An 18,740-nucleotide genomic window follows, 5' to 3' on the forward strand; every position below is an offset into this window, starting at 1 on the left:
TTCGATGACGATGACGATGTAGCGGCCGGGCTCCTTCCATCTTGAGGTAGCCCTAGCGTGTCCAGCCCCTTTCTTGAAACTGTAGCGCTTTCCTGCGAACGGGACTGGCGTCTGCTGTTCGAAAGGTTAGACCTGCAGCTGGTCAAAGGGGAAATGTTGCAGATCGCCGGCCCCAACGGCAGTGGCAAGACCAGCCTGCTGCGGTTGTTGTCAGGCCTGATGCAGCCGACCTCCGGAGAGGTTCTGCTTAAGGGGCAGTCGCTGGAAAGCCAGCGCGGCGAGTTGGCTCGTAATCTGCTGTGGATCGGTCACGCCGCGGGAATAAAGGGCCTGCTCAGCGCTGAAGAAAACCTGTCCTGGCTGTGCGCCTTGCATCAGCCTGCAACCCGGGATGCGATCTGGCAAGCGCTGGATGCCGTAGGGCTGCGTGGGTTCGAGGATGTCCCTTGCCATACGCTTTCCGCTGGGCAGCAGCGGCGCGTTGGTCTGGCCCGTCTGTATCTGTCGCCGCCGCCCTTGTGGATTCTCGATGAGCCATTCACGGCCCTCGACAAAGGCGGCGTGGGCCAGCTCGAACATCATCTGGCGGCTCATTGCGAGCAAGGCGGCATGGTCGTGCTGACGACGCATCATTCTCTCGTAGAGATGCCGGCGGGCTTCCGTCAGATCGATCTGGGGCAGCGAGCCGCATGAGCAACGTCTTCACACTGTTGCTGGCACGTGAGAGCCGCTTGTTATTTCGCCGGCCGGCGGAGCTGGCCAATCCATTGGTGTTCTTCGCCATCGTCATTGCGCTGTTTCCATTAGCGGTCGGCCCGGAGTCCCAACTGTTACAGACCATTTCCCCAGGGTTGATTTGGGTCGCTGCGTTGTTGGCCGTGCTGCTCTCATTGGACGGGCTGTTTCGCAGCGACTTCGAGGATGGTTCTCTCGAGCAGTGGGTCGTTTCGCCGCACCCCTTGGCGCTTCTGGTGCTCGCCAAAGTGCTGGCACACTGGATGTTCTCCGGCCTGGCGCTGGTGCTGCTGGCTCCGCTGCTGGGACTGATGCTTGGGATGCCTGTGAGTGTACTACCCGTATTGTTGATGTCGTTGCTGCTGGGTACACCGGTTCTGAGTCTGCTAGGTGCCGTCGGGGCTGCTCTGACTGTCGGCCTCAAGCGCGGAGGGCTGCTGCTGGCGCTGCTCATCCTCCCGCTCTACATCCCTGTTCTGATCCTCGGCAGCGGGGCATTACAGGCAGCGCTACAGGGGTTGCCTGCGCTCGGTTACCTACTATGGCTTTCCAGTCTGACTGCTCTGGCAGTCACCTTGACGCCCTTTGCAATAGCGGCCGGCCTGAAAATCAGCGTCGGCGAATAACGGATTCGCCCAATGTTTCTATCCAGTAGCGGAACGCAAATCGCCAATATGAGACGAGTGGGCATGACAACGATGAGTTCGCTGATCCCGGGCAACACGCTATCCCTTCGTTTCGGCGCAGTATCGGCCCATGCCAAAGTAGTGGGTAAGGGGCAGGCTCTATGAACTGGACTTGGTTCCACAAGCTTGGATCACCGAAGTGGTTCTATGGCATCAGCAGTCGCTGGCTACCCTGGTTAGCCTGGGCGGCGTTGGTGTTGATAGGTGTCGGGTTGGTCTGGGGGCTCGCGTTCGCGCCACCGGATTACCAGCAGGGCAATAGCTTCCGCATCATCTATATCCACGTTCCGGCTGCGTTTCTGGCGCAATCCATTTACGTGATGCTAGCGGTCGCTGGGCTGGTCGGTCTGGTTTGGAAAATGAAACTGGCCGATGTAGCCCTGCAGCAGGCTGCGCCAATTGGCGCCTGGATGACCTTCATTGCTCTTGTTACCGGCGCGGTATGGGGCAAACCCACCTGGGGCGCCTGGTGGGTCTGGGATGCCCGTCTGACGTCGATGCTGATTTTGCTTTTTCTGTATTTCGGGATCATTGCCCTGGGGCAGGCCATCACCAATCGCGACAGTGCGGCCAAGGCCTGTGCCGTGCTCGCCATTGTCGGCGTGGTGAACATCCCGATCATCAAGTATTCAGTCGAGTGGTGGAATACGCTCCACCAACCGGCCACCTTCTCCGTAACGGAAAAGCCTGCCATGCCGGCCGAAATGTGGCTGCCTCTGCTGGTGATGGTGCTGGGCTTCTACTGCTTCTTTGCGGCGGTTCTGCTGATGCGTATGCGCCTCGAGGTGCTACGCCGGGAATCCAGAAGCAGTTGGGTCAAGGCGGAAGTGCAAAAACTGGTAGGTAAAGCATGAGTTTTTCGTCGTTTTCGGAGTTCGTCGCCATGGGGACCCATGGCCTGTACGTCTGGACGTCCTATGGCATCAGCCTGGCAGTTCTGATTCTCAACGTAGCGCTGCCAGTCATGGCGCGTCGGCGTTATCTGCAAGACGAGGCGCGTCGTTTGCGCCGGGAGGAAATGAAGTGAATCCTGTGCGCAAGAAGCGTCTGTTCATCGTTCTGGCGATTCTGGCGGGTGTCGGTATCGCGGTAACGCTGGCACTGTCTGCCCTGCAAGAAAACATCAACCTGTTCTACACACCGACACAGATCGCTGCAGGCGAAGCGCCCGAAGGCACACGCATTCGTGCCGGCGGTATGGTTGAAGAGGGCTCGGTGCAACGCGACAAAGACTCACTGACTGTGAGCTTCCGAGTCACTGACTATGCCGAAGCGGTCACCATTCAGTATCAGGGAATTCTTCCCGACCTGTTTCGCGAAGGGCAGGGCATCGTGGCCTTGGGGCGTGTTAATGCTGATGGTGTGCTGGTCGCAGACGAAGTGCTGGCCAAGCATGACGAAAACTACATGCCGCCGGAGGTCACTGCAGCGTTGGAAAAAAGCGGCAAAAGCAAACCCTATGTTGGTACCGAGCAGGAGTATGCGAAATGATCCCTGAGCTTGGCCATTTGGCAATGATTCTGGCGCTGTGTCTGGCCGTGGTTCAGGGTACGCTGCCGCTTATCGGGGCCTGGCGGGGCGACCGCCTGTGGATGGGCCTGGCGCAACCGGCCGCTTGGGGTCAGTTTTCCTTTCTGGCGTTTTCTTTCGCCTGCCTTACCTACGCGTTCATGGTGGATGACTTCTCCGTCGCCTACGTGGCGCAGAATTCCAACAGCACCTTGCCCTGGTACTACAAGTTCAGCGCGGTATGGGGGGCGCACGAAGGTTCCTTGTTGCTGTGGGCGTTCATTCTGGCTGGCTGGACCTTCGCGGTAGCGATCTTTTCGCGCCAGTTGCCCGAGGACATGCTCGCACGTGTACTGGGTGTCATGGGGCTGATCAGCATCGGTTTTCTACTGTTCCTCATCCTTACATCAAACCCGTTCGAGCGGTTGCTACCGCAGGCACCAACGGACGGGCAGGACCTCAATCCGCTTCTTCAGGATTTCGGCCTGGTGGTACATCCACCTATGCTCTATATGGGCTATGTCGGATTTTCGGTTGCTTTCGCATTTGCCATTGCCGCGCTGTTGGGAGGCCGCCTCGATGCTGCCTGGGCGCGTTGGTCGCGCCCCTGGACGTTGATTGCCTGGGCGTTTCTCGGGATTGGAATCGCCCTGGGTTCCTGGTGGGCCTATTACGAGCTGGGTTGGGGCGGCTGGTGGTTCTGGGATCCGGTAGAGAACGCATCCTTTATGCCGTGGCTGGTGGGCACCGCGTTGATTCATTCGCTGGCGGTGACGGAAAAGCGGGGCGTGTTCAAGAGCTGGACCGTGCTGTTGGCTATCGCCGCGTTCTCGCTCAGCTTGCTCGGTACGTTCTTGGTCCGTTCCGGGGTGCTCACGTCCGTACACGCCTTCGCCACCGACCCCGCGCGTGGCGTCTTCATCCTGGCTTTTCTCTTGTTGGTGATTGGCGGCTCGCTCACTCTGTTTGCCCTGCGTGCACCGGTGGTGAAGAGCCAGATCGGGTTTGGGCTCTGGTCACGGGAGACGCTGCTGCTGGTCAACAACCTGCTGCTGGTCGTTGCAACGTCCATGATCCTGTTGGGTACTTTGTATCCGTTGCTGCTCGATGCGCTGTTCGACACCAAGCTGTCGGTCGGTCCCCCTTATTTCAACGCGATGTTCATGCCGATCATGGGCGCGCTGATGCTCGCGCTTGGTGTGGGTGTGCTGGTCCGTTGGAAAGACACACCGGTGAAGTGGCTGATGGGCATGCTGACGCCTGTTCTGATCACCAGCGCGGTTCTGGGTGGTTTGGGCTCGATGCTCTTCGGCGATTTTCATTGGGCAGTGTTAGCCGTCTGCCTGCTTGCCGTCTGGGTGGTGAGTGCGGGAGTGCGCGACATCCTCGATAAGACCCGCCACAAAGGTCTTATCAAAGGTCTGCGTACCCTGACACCCAGTTATTGGGGCATGCAGCTTGCGCATTTCGGCTTAGTGATGTGCGCGCTGGGCATCGTATTGACGAGCCTCCAGAGTGACGAGCGTGACCTGCGTCTGGCTCCTGGGGAGTCGCTACAGCTGGGCGGGTACAGCTTCGTATTCGACGGCGCCAAGCATTTCGACGGCCCCAACTTCACGTCCGACAAGGGCACCATCCGCGTTTTCGAGGGTGATAAACAGGTGGCGACATTGCACCCGGAAAAACGGCTGTATACCGTGCAGCAGATGCCAATGACCGAAGCTGGCATTGATGCAGGCTTTACCCGGGATCTCTACGTCGCGTTAGGTGAGCCTCTGGAGGACGGCGCCTGGGCGGTCAGGGTTCATATAAAGCCGTTCGTTCGCTGGATCTGGTTGGGCGCTCTGCTGATGTCTATCGGCGGCATGCTATCGGTGAGTGATAAGCGTTACCGGGTTAAGGTCAAGACCCGTGTACGCGAGGCGCTCGGCATGGCACAACAAGGAGCCTGAATGAAAAGATTACTGATGTTGCTGCCTCTGGCGATCTTCCTGCTAATCGCCGTCTTCCTTTATCGGGGTTTGTTCCTGGATCCTACCGAGCTGCCATCCGCGCTTATCGGAAAGCCGCTGCCATCGTTCTCCCTGCCTTCGGTGGAGGACCCGCAGCGGTTGGTTAGCGAAGAGGACATCAAGGGCAAGGCAGCGCTGGTCAATGTGTGGGCAACCTGGTGCGTCGCCTGTAAGGTCGAACACCCTGTTCTCAACAAGCTAGCTGAGCAAGGTGTTGTCATCCATGGTGTGAATTACAAGGATGATAATGCGGCGGCGCAGAAGTGGTTGGCGGACTTCCACGATCCCTATCGCCTGAACATTCGCGACGAGGAAGGTAGCCTGGGACTGGACCTGGGTGTATATGGCGCCCCCGAAACCTTCCTCGTCGACAAGCAGGGCATCATCCGTCACAAATATGTCGGCGTTATCGATGAGCGCGTCTGGCGAGAACAGCTCGCCGCGCTCTATCAGGAACTGGTGGACGAATGAAGCAGCTGATCCAGGTAGTTCTGCTGACGCTAGGTCTTGCCGCCAGCGCGTCGGCAGCAATCGATGCCTACGAGTTCAAGAACGAAGCTGAACGCGAACGTTACCGCACCCTGGTTGAGGAACTGCGCTGCCCCAAGTGCCAGAACCAAAATATCGCAGACTCCAACGCGCCCATCGCGATGGACTTGCGCCGCGAAATCTACCGGATGCTGGAAGAAGGTCAGAGCAACGAGCAGATCGTCGAATATCTGGTCGCCCGTTACGGCGATTTCGTTCGGTACAAGCCACCGGTTAACGCCAAGACACTGGTGCTCTGGTATGGACCGGTCGTTTTGTTGGTCATTGGATTCGGCGTGCTGGCGTTCCTGTTGATGCGTCGCCGTCGTGGGTCCGCTGACCCTGCATCAAGCACACTTTCCGAGGCTGAGCGCACCCGCCTCGCCGCGTTGTTGGATAGAAAAGAACCATGATCGATTTATGGATAGGGGCCGGCCTGTTAGCGCTGGCCGCACTGGCATTTCTGCTGGTGCCGCTGTTGCGTGGCCGTCGCAGCCAGGCTGAAGAGGATCGGACTGCGCTAAATGTAGTGCTGTATCAGGAGCGGCTCCAGGAGCTTGCCACTCAGCAATCGGCCGGTACGCTGACAGCGGAACAGTTCGAGGCTGGGCGTGCCGACGCAGCACGCGAGCTGCTCGATGATACCGAGGGCGCCGTGTCTCGGCGCAACAGCCATCTCGGCCGCTCCGTGCCGCTAATTGCCGCTATTCTCGTTCCATTGTTCGGCTTTGGTATGTATCTCCATTGGGGCGCAAGCGACACACTGCAATTAGCGCGGGAATTCAAACAGCAGCCCGGCACGATGGAAGAAATGGTCGGGCGCCTGGAGCGCGCGGTAAAGGCTCAGCCCGAATCCTCGGAGGCATGGTATTTCCTTGCCCGAACCTATATGAACCAGGAGCGTCCCGGGGATGCCGCGGCCGCTTACGAGCAGGTCGTAAAGCTGGTGGGTCGCCAGCCTGAACTCCTCGGGCAATGGGCGCAGGCGTTGTATTTCGCGGGCAACCGCCAGTGGACCGGGCAGCTGCAGCAACTGACCGATGAAGCACTCCGTGGTGATCCCCACGAAGTCACCAGTCTGGGATTGTTGGGTATTGCCGCGTACGAAGATGAACGTTTCGAAGAGGCAATAGGGTTCTGGGAGCAGCTAGTCGCAACGTTGCCTGCCGAGGATCCGTCGCGTGAGGCCATTCAGGGCGGTATTGCCCGGGCGCGCGAGCAGATCGGTGCCCCGGATTCTGCGAACACCACGAATCCGGCGGGCGAGGCGGCCTCGACTCCGAGCGAGGCCAACGCCGGCTTGACGGTCGAAGTGCAGTTAGGCACCGAGCTAGCTGACAAGGTACAACCCACCGATACCGTGTTCGTGTTTGCGCGGGCGCTATCGGGCCCGCCCATGCCGTTGGCCGTGAAGCGTCTGACCGTTGCCGACCTGCCCGCCACCGTGCAGCTGAGCGACGAGGATGCAATGACGCCGCAGCTTCGATTGTCAAACTTCGAACAGGTCAGATTGTTCGCTCGCATATCCCGAGACGGGAACGCTACTCGCGGTGAGTGGCAAGGCAATAGCGAGCCGCTCGCTACAGCTGATAAAGGTGCGACCAAGCTGACTATCGATCAACCTGTATCGCCCTGACAAAGGGCTCAAGAGGCGAATGATTATGCGCGGTGGGCTGGCTTCAGAAGTTTTTCGTCACCTGTCCAGAACCGGGGGGATCGTGACGTTCGCGCTCCTGCTGGGTGCTTGTGCTGGCAACCCGTACCAGGCTTCTGAGCCGACGCGTACCCCTGCGCCGCCAGTGTCTTCGCCTCCTCGCGAGCCGGTTGCAACTCCGCCGCCGGTACGTACGCCACCGGCACCTCGCCCTCCTGCAACGCAGAAAAGCCATCCACGCTACGCGCCGCCGCCTCATGCCGCTGCGCATTGGGATAACCGGCTTGGCGTCTATGTTGTGGAGGGGCAGAACCTGTTCTACCGCGAGCGTTTGTATTACCGCTGGGATGATGGCTGGTACTGCGCGGGCCGTCCGAGCGGACCTTGGGAGCCCGTCGCTCCGCCCAGCGTGCCAACCGGACTGCGTAGACTTCATTGAGTCGCAGACTTTTATGACCTGCGGTTAAAGGTGATGAACAGCTTGCCGATACAGGTCCAGGCACCACCTTTCACATACCAATTGTGACGGTTCGAGCCTTGTCACCAGATAATCCGGAGCGAATCCATGAATGCAGCAGTACGACGCCTTGAAGAAACCGGCAACGCGCTTCGCGATGCAATGGCGCAGCATGACTGGACGGCCATCAGCGTTCTGGATTTGCAGTGCCGGCAAGTCGTCGAAGCTGTCATGGCCGAGCCTCGGAACGATGACTCCGCTATCGGCCAGCGTCTACAGGAGCTGGTCGATCTGTACCGCGAGCTTGTCAGTGCCTGCCATAACGAGAAGCGACGCGTAGCTGATGAGCTGATACAGCTCAATCAGTCACAGCAGGGCGTCAACGTTTACAAACTGTTCGGATAACCCCAGCAAAGCTCGCAGCTGCTGAACACCTCGAAGGCCCGGGCGCTCCGTTACAGGCTCTAGGTCTTTATACCTTTGGCCTCTTGTGCAAGGGGCCATTTCGGTGCGCCAGACCGGTACTGGCTCGCCTCACTTCTTGTAGTTTGTTATGTGTCAGCGACAGACGCCGTTCCGTGGCGTTTTGTCGTTGAATCACGTCATAAATTTGACTCGGGCACTTTTTTTTAATTTACTACCGGCTATCTGCCTATTTCGCAGTCGCTCTGCCGTGGACGCGCGCAGGTTTTCTCTCAGCTTCAAGAGCTATAAACAAGATGTGGCGTGAAACCAAGATTTTGTTGATAGACGACGATCAGGATCGTCGCCGGGACTTGACGGTCATTCTGAACTTTGTGAGCGAGGATCATTTGTCGTGCTCCAGCAGCGAATGGCTTGGCGCAGTCGATGCGTTGGAATCGAGCCAGAGCATACTCGGGGTGATGCTGGGAGATGTGTCGGCAAAGGGCGGAGCGGTGGAGCTGCTCAAGCAATTGACCAAGTGGGACGAGAACCTTCCACTCCTTCTCATCGGAGAGCCCACTCCGGCTGACTGGCCTGATGAGATTCGACACCGTGTGTTGACCAGTCTCGAGATGCCGCCGAGTTACAACAAGCTGCTCGACTCGCTTCACCGGGCACAGATCTATCGCGATATGAACGATAAGGCTAAGTCGCGTGGACGGCAGCGCGAACCGAACCTGTTCCGCAGCCTGGTGGGCACCAGTCGTGCCGTTCAGCATGTACGTCAGATGATGCAGCAGGTTGCAGATACCGAAGCTAGCGTGCTGATCCTGGGTGAATCAGGCACCGGTAAAGAAGTGGTCGCCCGCAACCTGCATTACCATTCCAAACGACGCAGTGGCCCTTTCGTACCGGTCAACTGCGGTGCGATACCGGCCGAGCTTCTTGAAAGCGAGCTGTTCGGCCATGAGAAAGGTGCTTTCACCGGAGCTATCACGGCTCGGGCAGGCCGTTTCGAATTGGCTGAAGGCGGGACGCTCTTTCTCGACGAGATCGGCGACATGCCGCTGCCTATGCAGGTCAAGCTGCTGCGTGTTCTGCAGGAGCGTACCTTCGAGCGCGTTGGCAGCAACCGTACGCAGAATGCCGATGTGCGCATCATTGCGGCAACCCACAAAGATCTTGAGAAGATGATCGTTGATGGCAGTTTCCGCGAGGATCTTTATTACAGGCTTAACGTCTTTCCGATTGAAATGGCCCCATTGCGCGAGCGAATCGAGGACATTCCGCTGTTGATGAATGAACTCATCTCGCGCATGGAGCATGAGAAACGCGGCTCTATTCGTTTCAACTCGGCCGCGATCATGTCGCTCTGCCGTCACGACTGGCCGGGCAACGTCCGGGAGCTAGCCAATCTCGTCGAGCGCATGGCAATCATGCATCCATACGGCGTGATCGGCGTGATGGAGCTGCCAAAGAAATTCCGTCATGTCGATGATGATGACGAGCAATACGCTAGCAGTCTGCATGACGAGATGGAGGAGCGTGCGGCGATCAACGCTCCGATCATTCATGCCGACGCGCACGCGATGTTGCCGGCTGAGGGGCTTGATCTGAAGGACTACCTCGGCAATCTGGAGCAAGGGCTCATCCAGCAGGCGCTCGACGATGCCGGCGGGGTCGTAGCGAGAGCCGCAGAGCGACTACGTGTCCGGCGAACCACGCTGGTCGAGAAGATGCGCAAGTACGGAATGAACCGTCGGGAAGACGATCTCGAAGAATGAACCGACCGACGCCGCTGACCAGGCGGCGTGTCGCCTTTGCCAGGCCATGCCGGCATGATCCTTGCTGAATCTCACATCACAGACCATCTTTTGACGGATATGTGTTCCTGTGAATTCAGCGATCAGCTCACCACATTCCCGCTATAGCCTGGTCAAGCCTGCTGCGAGCAGTGAGCTTGAGCAGTCGCTCGCCATGTTCAGTCGCATGTCTGACCGATTGGGTGAGTCCCAGCAGCTGCTACACGCTCGTGTGGCTGAACTGAGGGATCAGTTGGCCGAGACTGCCGCTCAGCGCTTGCAGGAATTCGACGAGAAGGAGCGGTTAGCCAACCGGTTACAGAGCCTGTTGAATCTGTTGCCTGGCGGCGTGATCGTCATCGACGGCCAAGGGGTTGTGCGTGAAGCCAATCCGGTTGCGCTTGAGCTGCTAGGTGCGCCGCTTGAAGGGTCGCTCTGGCGCGAGGTGATCAGCCGCAGCTTTTCGCCGCGCAGAGACGATGGTCATGAAATATCGTTGAGAGATGGCCGGCGTGTTTCCATCGCCACGCGGTCTTTGAATGGTGAGCCTGGACAGCTGGTCCTGCTGACCGATCTGACCGAGACGCGGCGACTACAGGAACAGCTGGCGCGGCACGAGCGACTGTCAGCGTTGGGGCGAATGGTCGCCTCATTGGCGCATCAGATCCGCACCCCACTGTCCACAGCGCTACTGTATGCCAGCCACCTCGAGCAGGGAGGTCTGTCTGCTGAACACCAACAGCGCTTTGCCGGCCGGCTGAAGGATAGACTCAACGAGCTGGAGCACCAGGTCCGCGACATGCTGGTTTTCGCTCGCGGCGACTTGCCGCTTGAAGACCGCCTGGCCCCGAACGATCTGCTGGCTGCGTTGCGTGCCGCAGCTGAAGATAAGCTGGATGGCGTTTCCGTGCGCTGGCAGTGCGACGTAAGGGAAGGCGCGGTGCTATGCAACCGCGACACCTTGGTCGGCGCACTGCTCAATCTGATCGAAAATGCGCTCCAATCCGTCAATGGCAGCGCAAGGCTGAAAATACATTTCTACGGGCGGCAGGGTGTGCTGCGCATCAGTATCAGCGACAACGGTACGGGTATCGATGCTGCCACCCTGGCTCGACTCGGCGAGCCCTTTTTCACCACAAGGGCAACCGGGACCGGTCTCGGCCTGGCAGTTGTCCACTCGGTCGCGCGTGCTCATTCAGGTGCGTTCGGGTTGCGATCTCGGCCGGGTCGCGGTACATGCGCGACCTTGCGTTTGCCGCTCCTCTCAGTGTCCTCTTCTAAACGTGCGGAATAGCACTATGAGCGTCAAGGTCCTACTGGTCGAAGACGACCGCGCATTGCGCGAAGCGCTAGGCGATACCCTCGAACTTGGTGGCTATGCATACAAGGCTGTCGATTGCGCAGAGGCAGCGTTGCGTGCGCTTGAACGAGAGAGTTTCGGCCTGCTCGTAAGTGACGTGAACATGCCTGGCATGGATGGCCATGCGCTGCAATTGGTGGTCCGCCAACGGTACCCACAGCTCCCTGTGCTGTTGATGACGGCATTCGGCGCCGTTGATCGCGCTGTTGAGGCGATGCGTCAGGGGGCCGTGGATTACCTCGTCAAACCATTCGAGCCAAAAGTCTTGCTTGGCTTGGTAGCAAGGCATGCTTGTGGCCAGTTCGATGCTACTGATCAGCAGAGCCCGGTTGCGGTAGAGCCGGCTAGTCGGCAGCTGTTGGCATTATCGGCCCGCGTGGCACAAAGCGAATCGACCGTCCTGGTTTCTGGAGAGTCCGGAACCGGAAAAGAGGTGTTGGCTCGTTACATTCACCAACAATCGCCCCGGGCTGACAAGCCATTCATTGCCATCAACTGCGCAGCCATACCGGACAACATGCTCGAGGCAACTCTGTTCGGTCATGAAAAGGGTGCCTTCACTGGCGCCATCGCGTCGCAGCCGGGCAAGTTTGAGCTGGCGGAAGGCGGCACACTCCTGCTCGACGAAATTTCAGAGATGCCGCTGGTGTTGCAAGCCAAGCTTTTGAGAGTGTTGCAGGAGCGCGAGGTCGAGCGTGTCGGAGGGCGAAAACCGATCCCGCTGGACATTCGTATCGTCGCTACGACCAACCGTGATCTGGCTGATGAAGTTCGCAGCGGGCGATTCCGTGAAGATTTGTATTACCGACTTTCGGTATTTCCGCTCGCCTGGCCGCCGTTGCGGGATCGGCCGGCAGACATCGTGCCGCTTGCAGAACGCTTGCTAGCAAGCCACTCGGCTAAGATGCGCCAGCCGAACGCCAGGTTGACACCGGAGGCGCGGCAATGTCTGCTCGGTTATCACTGGCCCGGTAATGTGCGTGAGTTGGACAACGCGATTCAGCGAGCCTTGATTTTGCAGCAGGGCGGTCTGATCAGGCCAGACGATCTCTGCCTGAGCGTTGCCGGCTTCGCATTGCCGGGGAGAACCATGACGAGTGAAGTAGTGTCGACAGCGCCTGCGCCGCTGGCCTCGCCAGTGCCGGTCGAGGCCGGTGGCGTACTGGGTGAAGACCTGCGTCATCGAGAATTCGAACTGGTCCTCAATACGTTGCGCGCCGAGCATGGGCGCCGCAAGGAGACCGCCGAACGTCTCGGTATCAGTGCGCGTACCTTGCGATACAAGTTGGCACAGATGCGCGATGCCGGCTTGGATCCGGAGGCTGCACTTCGTTCCAATTGATGCCATATCCGGCCCAGGCAGGCCTGATATGCTGCCAGCTTATTTCGAGAGGGTTTGGATGTGGACGAGGGGTTCTGGCAGCGCCGTTGGGCACGCAACGAGATCGGCTTTCACTTGAACGATGTAAACCCTTACCTGCGCCGGCACTGGCCGGGATTGCATTTGGCTGCCGGCACCCGAGTGCTGGTGCCGCTTTGCGGAAAAAGCCTCGACATGGCTTGGCTGGTCCAGCAAGGCTTCGCTGTGCTCGGTGTGGAGTTGAGCGAGCGCGCCGTCGAAGCCTTTTTTGGTGAGCAAGGACTTGTGGCGAATGTCTCCACTGAGGGAGCGTTCAAGGTCTATCGCGCCGGTACGCTCGAGATCCGCTGCGGTGATTTCTTTTCGCTGGATCGAAGCGATGTGGCTGGTTGTCAGGCGCTGTACGACCGCGCTGCGCTTATTGCGCTGCCTGCCGCCATGCGTGGGCGATATGTAGAGCATCTGACGAGCATTGTGACGGCCGGCTCCAAGGGTTTGCTGATCGCTTTGGATTACGAACAGGAGCAGATGTCCGGCCCGCCATTTGCCGTAAGCGATGTCGAGATTCATGCGTCGTTTGGCTCGCATTGGCGCGTCGAGTTACTCGAGAGGGCGGACGTGCTGAAAGACGAAGGCAACTGGAAGTTTATTCAGCGTGGCCTGACACGTCTCGAAGAAAACTGCTACCTGCTCGTCAATCATTAGTTGAGTCTTCTGGACTCCACTGTTACGACGTATTCACTGGTTCCGCTGTAATTGACGAATGAAGATGTCGGCTTCGTCTATCGCCCGCTGCATCTCAGCCAAGAGCTGGTCTACATTCCCCTCAAGCGTGCGAAATTCACCCTGCAGCGAGCCGATGGCGCGCGCGTTGAGGTTGTGCTTGAGAAACAAGACCTGGTCGCGTAATACGTCTAGAACCGGGTCGATTCGCTTTTCCGCAGCCTTCATGCGTTCAAGCAGTTTGCGATAGTCATTCCGAGTGTTTTGCAGATTCTTGGCGCTCGTAGCCTTCAGGCTCGCATTGCTGTATTCGTCGAGTTCCTGTTTCCATTCGCGGAACAGAGCTCCGGCGACGTCCTCTACCGCTTCAATTCTATCCCGCACCTCTCGTGCACTGTTATCGCTGGCTTCGAACTCAGTATTCAGGGCTTCGTAGCGCTCCTCAAGCTCACCGCCCTTGACCTGAACCACGCTGCGATAGCGCTCCAAGGCATCCTTGAACTGCTCCTTGGCTTGCTGCTGCGAGTCGCGGGCGTCCTCGACGCGGTCGACAAGAATGTCGCGCTTGTGCAGGCCGACCTTTTCCATCGCCGAATAATAGGCGCTTTGGCAGCCGGCTAAGGTGAGCAGGGCGATGGGTATCAGAAGAAGGCGACGCATGCTGATCTATCCTTTGTCGTAGATGGCGCTTGTTTCGACAGGCATACCGCCCTTGGGTGCAAATTGCAGGCGAAAAAAAGGGCGGCTGATGCCACCCTTGTCTTGAGTCACTACTTAGCCACGCTGGCGCAGTGCTTCGATGCGATCTTCCAGGGTTGGGTGGGTCATCAGCAGGCCCGCCAGGCCGTTACGCAGGGAGCCGTTGATGCTGAAGGCCTTAAGGCTGTCGGGCATGTCTACGGGGACGCCCTGTTCGGCGCGTAGACGCTGCAGTGCGCCGATCATCGCGCTGGTGCCTGCTAGCTGAGCGCCGGCCGCGTCAGCGTGAAACTCTCGTTTGCGCGAGAACCACATGACGATGATGCTGGCGAGGATGCCCAGAACCAGTTCTGCGAAGATAGTCGCAACGAAGTAGCCAATGCCATGGCCATCTTCGTTTTTCAGGATCGCCCGATCAACGAAGCTTCCGAAGATCCGCGCAAAGAACATGACAAAGGTGTTCACGACGCCTTGGATCAGCGCGAGGGTAACCATGTCACCGTTGGCCACATGGCCGATTTCGTGGGCCAGTACGGCTTTTACTTCCTCTGGTGAGAAGCGTTCAAGCAGGCCTTGGCTGACCGCAACCAGCGCATCGTTTTTGTTCCATCCCGTGGCGAAGGCGTTGGCTTCGTAAGCAGGGAAGATACCGACTTCGGGCATTTTGATGCCGGCGTCGCGGGCCAGCTGCTCGACGGTTTGCAGCAGCCATTGTTCGTGACGGGTGCGAGGCTGGGTGATGACCTCGGTGCGGGTACTCATTTTCGCCATCCACTTGGAAATGAACAGCGAAACCAGTGCGCCGGCGAAACCGAATACAGCGCAGAAAGCCAGCAGACTGCCGTAGTTCTGACCCGTGTAGCGGTCGACCCCGAGCAGCTTGAGGGTGATGCTAGCTACGACCAGTACAGCCAGGTTGGTGGCCAGAAACAAGAAAATGCGCATCATGTTGCGGCAGACTCCAAGGGGAACAGTGAAGAACGATAGGCTATATAAGGGGCGGGTCGGCGTGTTTCAACCTGGCGACTATTTCAAGCTATGTCGCTTGTTGCGCGCGGGAGGTCAGGACGGGTCTGTTGATGGGCTATCGAACAGCCGGCGGGTCAGTTTCGCCAGGCGTTCACTATCGCCTTCGCGCAACGCCTCGCGTAACTGATGGGCGAGGCTCGACCGGACCCGGCGAACGCTGGGGGGTAATGCTTCATGGCTGATGAGGGCATCCGGGACGCTGCCGGTTAGCCGCAAAAAGGCTTTCTCGGTGAGCACCGCCTGATCTAGCGCCAGGAATTGAATGGTGCTCTCGAAGCGAAGATAGCCTTCCTCTGCAAGCCATATCAGTGCGCCAAGGCAGCCCTGGTGGCGCTTGCTTGGCAGACCGAACTCGTCGGGCTCCTCATGTCCGATGAGGTCTTCGACATACAGAGCGACTTTCCGCGGAAAGGCTTGATAGAGCGTCAGCAGCCCGGCCGCGGCATCCCGGTAGAAGTCGTCAATTTGCAGGTCCATCGATCACGACTGGCTGTAGGTCTTGAGAAAGTTACCAATTCGGCCTATTGCTTGTTCAAGATCATCGACGCGGGGCAGCGTGACGACGCGGAAGTGATCAGGCCACGGCCAGTTGAACGCCGTACCTTGTACGACCAGAAGCTTTTCCGACAGCAGCAAGTCGAGTACGAATTTTTCGTCGTTGTGGATCGGGCAGATCTTCGGATCGATCCGCGGAAACGCATACAGCGCCCCCATTGGCTTGACGCAGCTGATGCCAGGGATGTCGTTGAGCAACTCCCAGGTTCGGTTGCGCTGCTCGAGCAAGCGTCCAGGCGGCAATACCAGATCGTTGATGCTCTGATAGCCGCCGAGGGCGGTCTGGATGGCATGCTGTGACGGTACGTTTGCGCACAGGCGCATGTTGGCCAAGATGTCGATGCCTTCGATGTAGCTCTGGGCCTTGTGTTTGGGTCCCGAGATCGCTACCCAGCCGGAGCGGAAGCCTGCAACCCGATAGGACTTCGACAGCCCATTAAACGTCAGGCACAGCACATCGGGCGCAAGAGAGGCGGTGCAGATATGAACCGCATCGTCATAAAGAATCTTGTCGTAGATCTCGTCCGAAAACAGCACCAGCTTGTGCTGGCGAGCGAGTTCAACCATGCCCTCCAGAATTTCGCGCGGATAAACGGCGCCTGTCGGGTTGTTCGGATTGATCAGCACAAGTGCCTTGGTGCTGGGGGTGATCTTGGCTTTGATATCCGCCAGGTCAGGCCACCAGTTCGCCTGCTCATCACAGAGGTAATGCACCGGCTTGCCGCCTGCCAGGCTCACCGCGGCGGTCCACAGCGGGTAGTCCGGCGCCGGAATCAGCACCTCGTCGCCGTTGTTGAGCAGCGCCTGCATCGACATCACGATCAGCTCGGATACACCGTTGCCGAGATAGATGTCTTCAATGGTTACGCCTTCTACCTGCTTTTGCTGGTAGTACTGCATGATAGCCTTGCGAGCGCTGAACAGGCCCTTCGAGTCGCTGTAGCCCTGGGCTGTCGGCAGATTACGGATCACGTCCTGCAAAATTTCTTCAGGCGCTTCGAAACCGAACGGTGCCGGGTTGCCGATGTTCAGCTTGAGGATGCGATGGCCTTCCTCTTCCAGGCGTTTGGCGTGCTTGAGCACTGGCCCACGGATGTCGTAGCAGACATTGGCGAGCTTGTTCGATTTGCTGACCTGCATGATCCTGAGTGTCCCGAAGTGAGGGCGTGCCGGGTATTCGAGACCCGGCAACCTTTGGCATGAACCCCAGGCGCCTTGGCAGCTTGAAACCCCGCTGCCAGACTAGGCGTCCAAGAGCACCGCATCATACGTGCGGCCTGACCACCGGAAAAGGTACAGATCCGCCTTTTTTAAGATCACGAGGTGTACCGATGGATAAGCTAGAAAAACCGCTGGAAGCCTGGCGTGAAGAGCTCTCCGACGAGCAATTCCAGGTGTGCCGACTGGGTGCAACCGAGCGGCCTTTCACCGGGAAGTACAATGAAACGAAAACGCCTGGGATTTATCACTGCGCTTGCTGCGACGCGCCTTTGTTCGACTCAGACGCCAAGTTTGATTCTGGCTGCGGTTGGCCAAGTTATTTTCAGCCGGTGAGCGACACGGCCATCTCCAGCCTCGATGACTTCAGTCACGGCATGCATCGCATTGAGGTCAAGTGCGCCCGTTGCGATGCGCATCTGGGACATGTGTTTCCAGATGGCCCGGCGCCGACCGGTCTGCGCTACTGCATCAATTCAGCCTCCCTCAACCACAAGCCGCGCGAGGCCTGATCAGCCTCGCTACGCCTCGTCAGGATGCCTCCATGCGCGACCCGCTGTTCGAGATTCCATGTCTTACCATAGATGGCCAGCAGACGACTCTCGGCGATTTCCAAGCCAAAGCGGTGCTGGTGGTCAATACCGCCAGCCGGTGCGGCTTTACGCCTCAATACAAGGGGCTCGAAGCGCTATGGCAGCGGTATCGCGGGCAGGGGCTGCTCGTTGTCGGGTTTCCCTGCGATCAATTCGGTCATCAGGAGCCTGGCGATGAAGCGCAGATTGCGACGTTCTGTGAGAGAAATTTCGGAGTCAGCTTTCCGATGTTCTCCAAGGTTCGGGTCAATGGCAGTGAGGCCCATCCGTTATTCATCGAGTTGAAGAAGCGCGCCCCTGGTTTGCTCGGCAGCAAGGCGATCAAATGGAACTTCACGAAGTTCCTTGTCAGCGATGAAGGACGGTCGGTGAGTCGCTTTTCCCCGCGTACGGCCCCGGAGGCTTTGGCAGCACGCATCGAGGCCCATCTCTAGTGCTTTGCCGCGGCAGCGCTTTAGGCGCTGCTCGAATGTTTTTATTGGAGTCGATGGATGGATGCTGAGCTAAGAGCTTTTTTGCAGCGTGCCGATGCGCTGATGACGCGCCTGGAACCCCTGTTGCCAGCGCAGCGAGCCTCCATAGACTGGGCGGCTAGCCTGGCTGCACGCTGGCACCGTGAAGGGCAGGGCGGATACCTGCAGGCGCTAAATGTGTCGCTGGATATGAAGTTGGCTGACCTGATCGGTATCGATCGACAAAGAGAATTGCTGGCACGCAACACACATCAATTTGTTTCAGGCCTGCCGGCAAATCATGTTCTGCTCTGGGGCGCACGTGGAACCGGGAAGTCGTCGCTCATCCGGGCCTTGCTGGCCGAATACGCACCGGCCGGGCTGCGCCTGATCGAAATTGAGCGTGATCACCTTGCCGACCTGCCAAAGCTAGTCGATCAACTTGTTGGTCAGCCGCACTACTTCGTGGTGTTTTGTGACGATCTTTCATTCGAGGCCGGAGAGGGTGACTATCGGGTCCTGAAAAGCGTGCTGGACGGATCGTTGGAGCGGGCACCAGAGAACGTGCTTCTCTATGCGACATCGAATCGCCGTCACCTGGTTCCTGAACGCCAGAGCGATAACGAGAACTGGCAAATGATCGATGGTGAGCTGCATCCAAACGAGGCGGTAGAGGACAAAATTGCGCTGTCGGATCGATTTGGTCTTTGGCTCTCGTTCTACCCCTTCGGTCAGGACCATTACCTGAACGTCGTTCGTCACTGGATCGAGTCGATGGCCAAGCAGGCCGGCCTGCAGTGGGCCTGGGACGACGTGCTGGAAAAAGACGCCATTCGTTGGGCGACCGCCCGAGGGAACCGCAACGGGCGGTGCGCCTATCAGTTTGCGCGTCAGTGGGTAGGGATGCGTCTGCTCTAAAAGATCGGACCTTCGCCATTGCCGGGGCGCCGACGAAGGTCTTGT

General features: G+C 58.5%; 22 protein-coding genes. 18 read left to right on the plus strand and 4 right to left on the minus strand.

Annotated features, from left to right (window positions below):
• Positions 1 to 57 precede the first annotated feature (57 nt).
• The 15 genes from ccmA (at position 58) to JQR87_RS07100 (ending at position 13,213) form a co-directional block, all read left to right on the plus strand.
• Positions 58 to 693, plus strand: coding sequence for a cytochrome c biogenesis heme-transporting ATPase CcmA (gene ccmA, locus JQR87_RS07030; protein ID WP_407291363.1), 636 nt, complete (start codon positions 58 to 60; stop codon positions 691 to 693).
• Complete coding sequence (ccmB, locus tag JQR87_RS07035) at positions 690 to 1,361, plus strand: heme exporter protein CcmB (protein WP_407291361.1); 672 nt, start codon at positions 690 to 692, stop codon at positions 1,359 to 1,361. The genes ccmA and ccmB overlap by 4 nt, the downstream gene beginning before the upstream one ends.
• A 161-nt stretch (positions 1,362 to 1,522) precedes the next feature.
• Positions 1,523 to 2,275: a heme ABC transporter permease gene (locus tag JQR87_RS07040; protein WP_407291360.1), complete on the plus strand. Its 753-nt coding sequence runs from the start codon at positions 1,523 to 1,525 to the stop codon at positions 2,273 to 2,275.
• A complete protein-coding gene (gene ccmD, locus JQR87_RS07045; RefSeq protein ID WP_407291358.1) occupies positions 2,272 to 2,448 on the plus strand; it encodes a heme exporter protein CcmD in 177 nt (58 codons plus the stop codon). The genes JQR87_RS07040 and ccmD overlap by 4 nt, the downstream gene beginning before the upstream one ends.
• Complete coding sequence (gene ccmE, locus JQR87_RS07050) at positions 2,445 to 2,912, plus strand: cytochrome c maturation protein CcmE (protein ID WP_407291357.1); 468 nt, start codon at positions 2,445 to 2,447, stop codon at positions 2,910 to 2,912. Before ccmD ends, ccmE begins: the two co-directional genes overlap by 4 nt.
• Positions 2,909 to 4,882: a heme lyase CcmF/NrfE family subunit gene (locus tag JQR87_RS07055; RefSeq protein ID WP_407291355.1), complete on the plus strand. Its 1,974-nt coding sequence runs from the start codon at positions 2,909 to 2,911 to the stop codon at positions 4,880 to 4,882. Before ccmE ends, JQR87_RS07055 begins: the two co-directional genes overlap by 4 nt.
• The gene (locus JQR87_RS07060; RefSeq protein ID WP_407291354.1) at positions 4,883 to 5,413 is read left to right on the plus strand and encodes a DsbE family thiol:disulfide interchange protein; all 531 of its coding nucleotides are present in this window, start codon (positions 4,883 to 4,885) and stop codon (positions 5,411 to 5,413) included. It abuts the gene before it with no gap.
• Positions 5,410 to 5,883 carry a cytochrome c-type biogenesis protein gene (locus JQR87_RS07065; protein ID WP_407291352.1) on the plus strand — a complete coding sequence of 158 codons (474 nt, stop codon included), beginning with the start codon at positions 5,410 to 5,412 and terminating at the stop codon, positions 5,881 to 5,883. Before JQR87_RS07060 ends, JQR87_RS07065 begins: the two co-directional genes overlap by 4 nt.
• On the plus strand, positions 5,880 to 7,106 hold the full coding sequence (gene ccmI / locus JQR87_RS07070; RefSeq protein ID WP_407291350.1) for a c-type cytochrome biogenesis protein CcmI: 1,227 nt from the start codon (positions 5,880 to 5,882) through the stop codon (positions 7,104 to 7,106). The genes JQR87_RS07065 and ccmI overlap by 4 nt, the downstream gene beginning before the upstream one ends.
• 25 nt (positions 7,107 to 7,131) lie before the next feature.
• Entirely contained in the window at positions 7,132 to 7,563 is a 432-nt protein-coding gene (locus JQR87_RS07075; RefSeq protein ID WP_407291349.1) for a hypothetical protein, read from the plus strand.
• Between the two features lie 126 nt (positions 7,564 to 7,689).
• Positions 7,690 to 7,986, plus strand: a complete 297-nt coding sequence (fliT, locus tag JQR87_RS07080) for a flagellar protein FliT (protein ID WP_407291347.1) — start codon at positions 7,690 to 7,692, stop codon at positions 7,984 to 7,986.
• 314 nt (positions 7,987 to 8,300) lie between these two features.
• A complete protein-coding gene (locus JQR87_RS07085; protein WP_407291345.1) occupies positions 8,301 to 9,770 on the plus strand; it encodes a sigma-54 dependent transcriptional regulator in 1,470 nt (489 codons plus the stop codon).
• 193 nt (positions 9,771 to 9,963) lie between these two features.
• Positions 9,964 to 11,082 carry a sensor histidine kinase gene (locus JQR87_RS07090; RefSeq protein WP_407297794.1) on the plus strand — a complete coding sequence of 373 codons (1,119 nt, stop codon included), beginning with the start codon at positions 9,964 to 9,966 and terminating at the stop codon, positions 11,080 to 11,082.
• Between the two features lie 4 nt (positions 11,083 to 11,086).
• Positions 11,087 to 12,490 (plus strand): sigma-54-dependent transcriptional regulator, encoded by a 1,404-nt coding sequence (locus JQR87_RS07095; RefSeq protein ID WP_407291343.1) that lies wholly within the window; start codon positions 11,087 to 11,089, stop codon positions 12,488 to 12,490.
• Positions 12,491 to 12,550: 60 nt separating this feature from the next.
• Complete coding sequence (locus tag JQR87_RS07100) at positions 12,551 to 13,213, plus strand: thiopurine S-methyltransferase (protein ID WP_407297792.1); 663 nt, start codon at positions 12,551 to 12,553, stop codon at positions 13,211 to 13,213.
• A 33-nt stretch (positions 13,214 to 13,246) separates the two neighbouring features.
• Here the strand turns inward: JQR87_RS07100 and JQR87_RS07105 are convergent, their stop codons facing one another.
• The 4 genes from JQR87_RS07105 to JQR87_RS07120 all read right to left on the minus strand — a co-directional run bounded on the left by JQR87_RS07105 (position 13,247) and on the right by JQR87_RS07120 (position 16,654).
• Positions 13,247 to 13,891: a DUF2959 domain-containing protein gene (locus JQR87_RS07105; RefSeq protein WP_407291341.1), complete on the minus strand. Its 645-nt coding sequence runs from the start codon at positions 13,889 to 13,891 to the stop codon at positions 13,247 to 13,249.
• Between the two features lie 114 nt (positions 13,892 to 14,005).
• Entirely contained in the window at positions 14,006 to 14,878 is an 873-nt protein-coding gene (htpX, locus tag JQR87_RS07110) for a protease HtpX (protein ID WP_407291339.1), read from the minus strand.
• Positions 14,879 to 14,992: 114 nt separating this feature from the next.
• Positions 14,993 to 15,436, minus strand: coding sequence for a hypothetical protein (locus JQR87_RS07115; RefSeq protein WP_407291338.1), 444 nt, complete (start codon positions 15,434 to 15,436; stop codon positions 14,993 to 14,995).
• Between the two features lie 3 nt (positions 15,437 to 15,439).
• A complete protein-coding gene (locus tag JQR87_RS07120) occupies positions 15,440 to 16,654 on the minus strand; it encodes a pyridoxal phosphate-dependent aminotransferase (RefSeq protein ID WP_407291336.1) in 1,215 nt (404 codons plus the stop codon).
• A gap of 191 nt (positions 16,655 to 16,845) precedes the next feature.
• Here JQR87_RS07120 and msrB point away from each other — a divergent pair, with 191 nt between their 5' ends.
• The 3 genes from msrB to JQR87_RS07135 are packed head-to-tail and all read left to right on the plus strand — an operon-like array spanning position 16,846 to position 18,695.
• A complete protein-coding gene (gene msrB / locus JQR87_RS07125) occupies positions 16,846 to 17,244 on the plus strand; it encodes a peptide-methionine (R)-S-oxide reductase MsrB (RefSeq protein WP_407291334.1) in 399 nt (132 codons plus the stop codon).
• A gap of 32 nt (positions 17,245 to 17,276) precedes the next feature.
• Entirely contained in the window at positions 17,277 to 17,759 is a 483-nt protein-coding gene (locus JQR87_RS07130; RefSeq protein ID WP_407291332.1) for a glutathione peroxidase, read from the plus strand.
• A gap of 57 nt (positions 17,760 to 17,816) precedes the next feature.
• Entirely contained in the window at positions 17,817 to 18,695 is an 879-nt protein-coding gene (locus JQR87_RS07135) for an ATP-binding protein (RefSeq protein ID WP_407291331.1), read from the plus strand.
• Positions 18,696 to 18,740: the final 45 nt, after the last annotated feature.

Origin of the sequence: Stutzerimonas stutzeri, assembly GCF_051028275.1 — a bacterium.
GTDB classification, from domain to species: Bacteria; Pseudomonadota; Gammaproteobacteria; order Pseudomonadales; family Pseudomonadaceae; genus Stutzerimonas; species Stutzerimonas stutzeri_AS.

Bases quoted from the DNA above. Each gene is read 5' to 3' on its own strand.
- ccmB (WP_407291361.1), top strand. From the start codon at position 690: ATGAGCAACGTCTTCACACTGTTGCTGGCACGTGAGAGCCGCTTGTTA.
- JQR87_RS07040 (WP_407291360.1), top strand. From the start codon at position 1,523: ATGAACTGGACTTGGTTCCACAAGCTTGGATCACCGAAGTGGTTCTAT.
- ccmD (WP_407291358.1), top strand. From the start codon at position 2,272: ATGAGTTTTTCGTCGTTTTCGGAGTTCGTCGCCATGGGGACCCATGGC.
- JQR87_RS07055 (WP_407291355.1), top strand. From the start codon at position 2,909: ATGATCCCTGAGCTTGGCCATTTGGCAATGATTCTGGCGCTGTGTCTG.
- JQR87_RS07060 (WP_407291354.1), top strand. From the start codon at position 4,883: ATGAAAAGATTACTGATGTTGCTGCCTCTGGCGATCTTCCTGCTAATC.
- JQR87_RS07065 (WP_407291352.1), top strand. From the start codon at position 5,410: ATGAAGCAGCTGATCCAGGTAGTTCTGCTGACGCTAGGTCTTGCCGCC.
- ccmI (WP_407291350.1), top strand. From the start codon at position 5,880: ATGATCGATTTATGGATAGGGGCCGGCCTGTTAGCGCTGGCCGCACTG.
- JQR87_RS07075 (WP_407291349.1), top strand. From the start codon at position 7,132: ATGCGCGGTGGGCTGGCTTCAGAAGTTTTTCGTCACCTGTCCAGAACC.
- fliT (WP_407291347.1), top strand. From the start codon at position 7,690: ATGAATGCAGCAGTACGACGCCTTGAAGAAACCGGCAACGCGCTTCGC.
- JQR87_RS07085 (WP_407291345.1), top strand. From the start codon at position 8,301: ATGTGGCGTGAAACCAAGATTTTGTTGATAGACGACGATCAGGATCGT.
- JQR87_RS07090 (WP_407297794.1), top strand. From the start codon at position 9,964: ATGTTCAGTCGCATGTCTGACCGATTGGGTGAGTCCCAGCAGCTGCTA.
- JQR87_RS07095 (WP_407291343.1), top strand. From the start codon at position 11,087: ATGAGCGTCAAGGTCCTACTGGTCGAAGACGACCGCGCATTGCGCGAA.
- JQR87_RS07105 (WP_407291341.1), bottom strand. From the start codon at position 13,891: ATGCGTCGCCTTCTTCTGATACCCATCGCCCTGCTCACCTTAGCCGGC.
- htpX (WP_407291339.1), bottom strand. From the start codon at position 14,878: ATGATGCGCATTTTCTTGTTTCTGGCCACCAACCTGGCTGTACTGGTC.
- JQR87_RS07115 (WP_407291338.1), bottom strand. From the start codon at position 15,436: ATGGACCTGCAAATTGACGACTTCTACCGGGATGCCGCGGCCGGGCTG.
- JQR87_RS07120 (WP_407291336.1), bottom strand. From the start codon at position 16,654: ATGCAGGTCAGCAAATCGAACAAGCTCGCCAATGTCTGCTACGACATC.
- msrB (WP_407291334.1), top strand. From the start codon at position 16,846: ATGGATAAGCTAGAAAAACCGCTGGAAGCCTGGCGTGAAGAGCTCTCC.
- JQR87_RS07130 (WP_407291332.1), top strand. From the start codon at position 17,277: ATGCGCGACCCGCTGTTCGAGATTCCATGTCTTACCATAGATGGCCAG.
- JQR87_RS07135 (WP_407291331.1), top strand. From the start codon at position 17,817: ATGGATGCTGAGCTAAGAGCTTTTTTGCAGCGTGCCGATGCGCTGATG.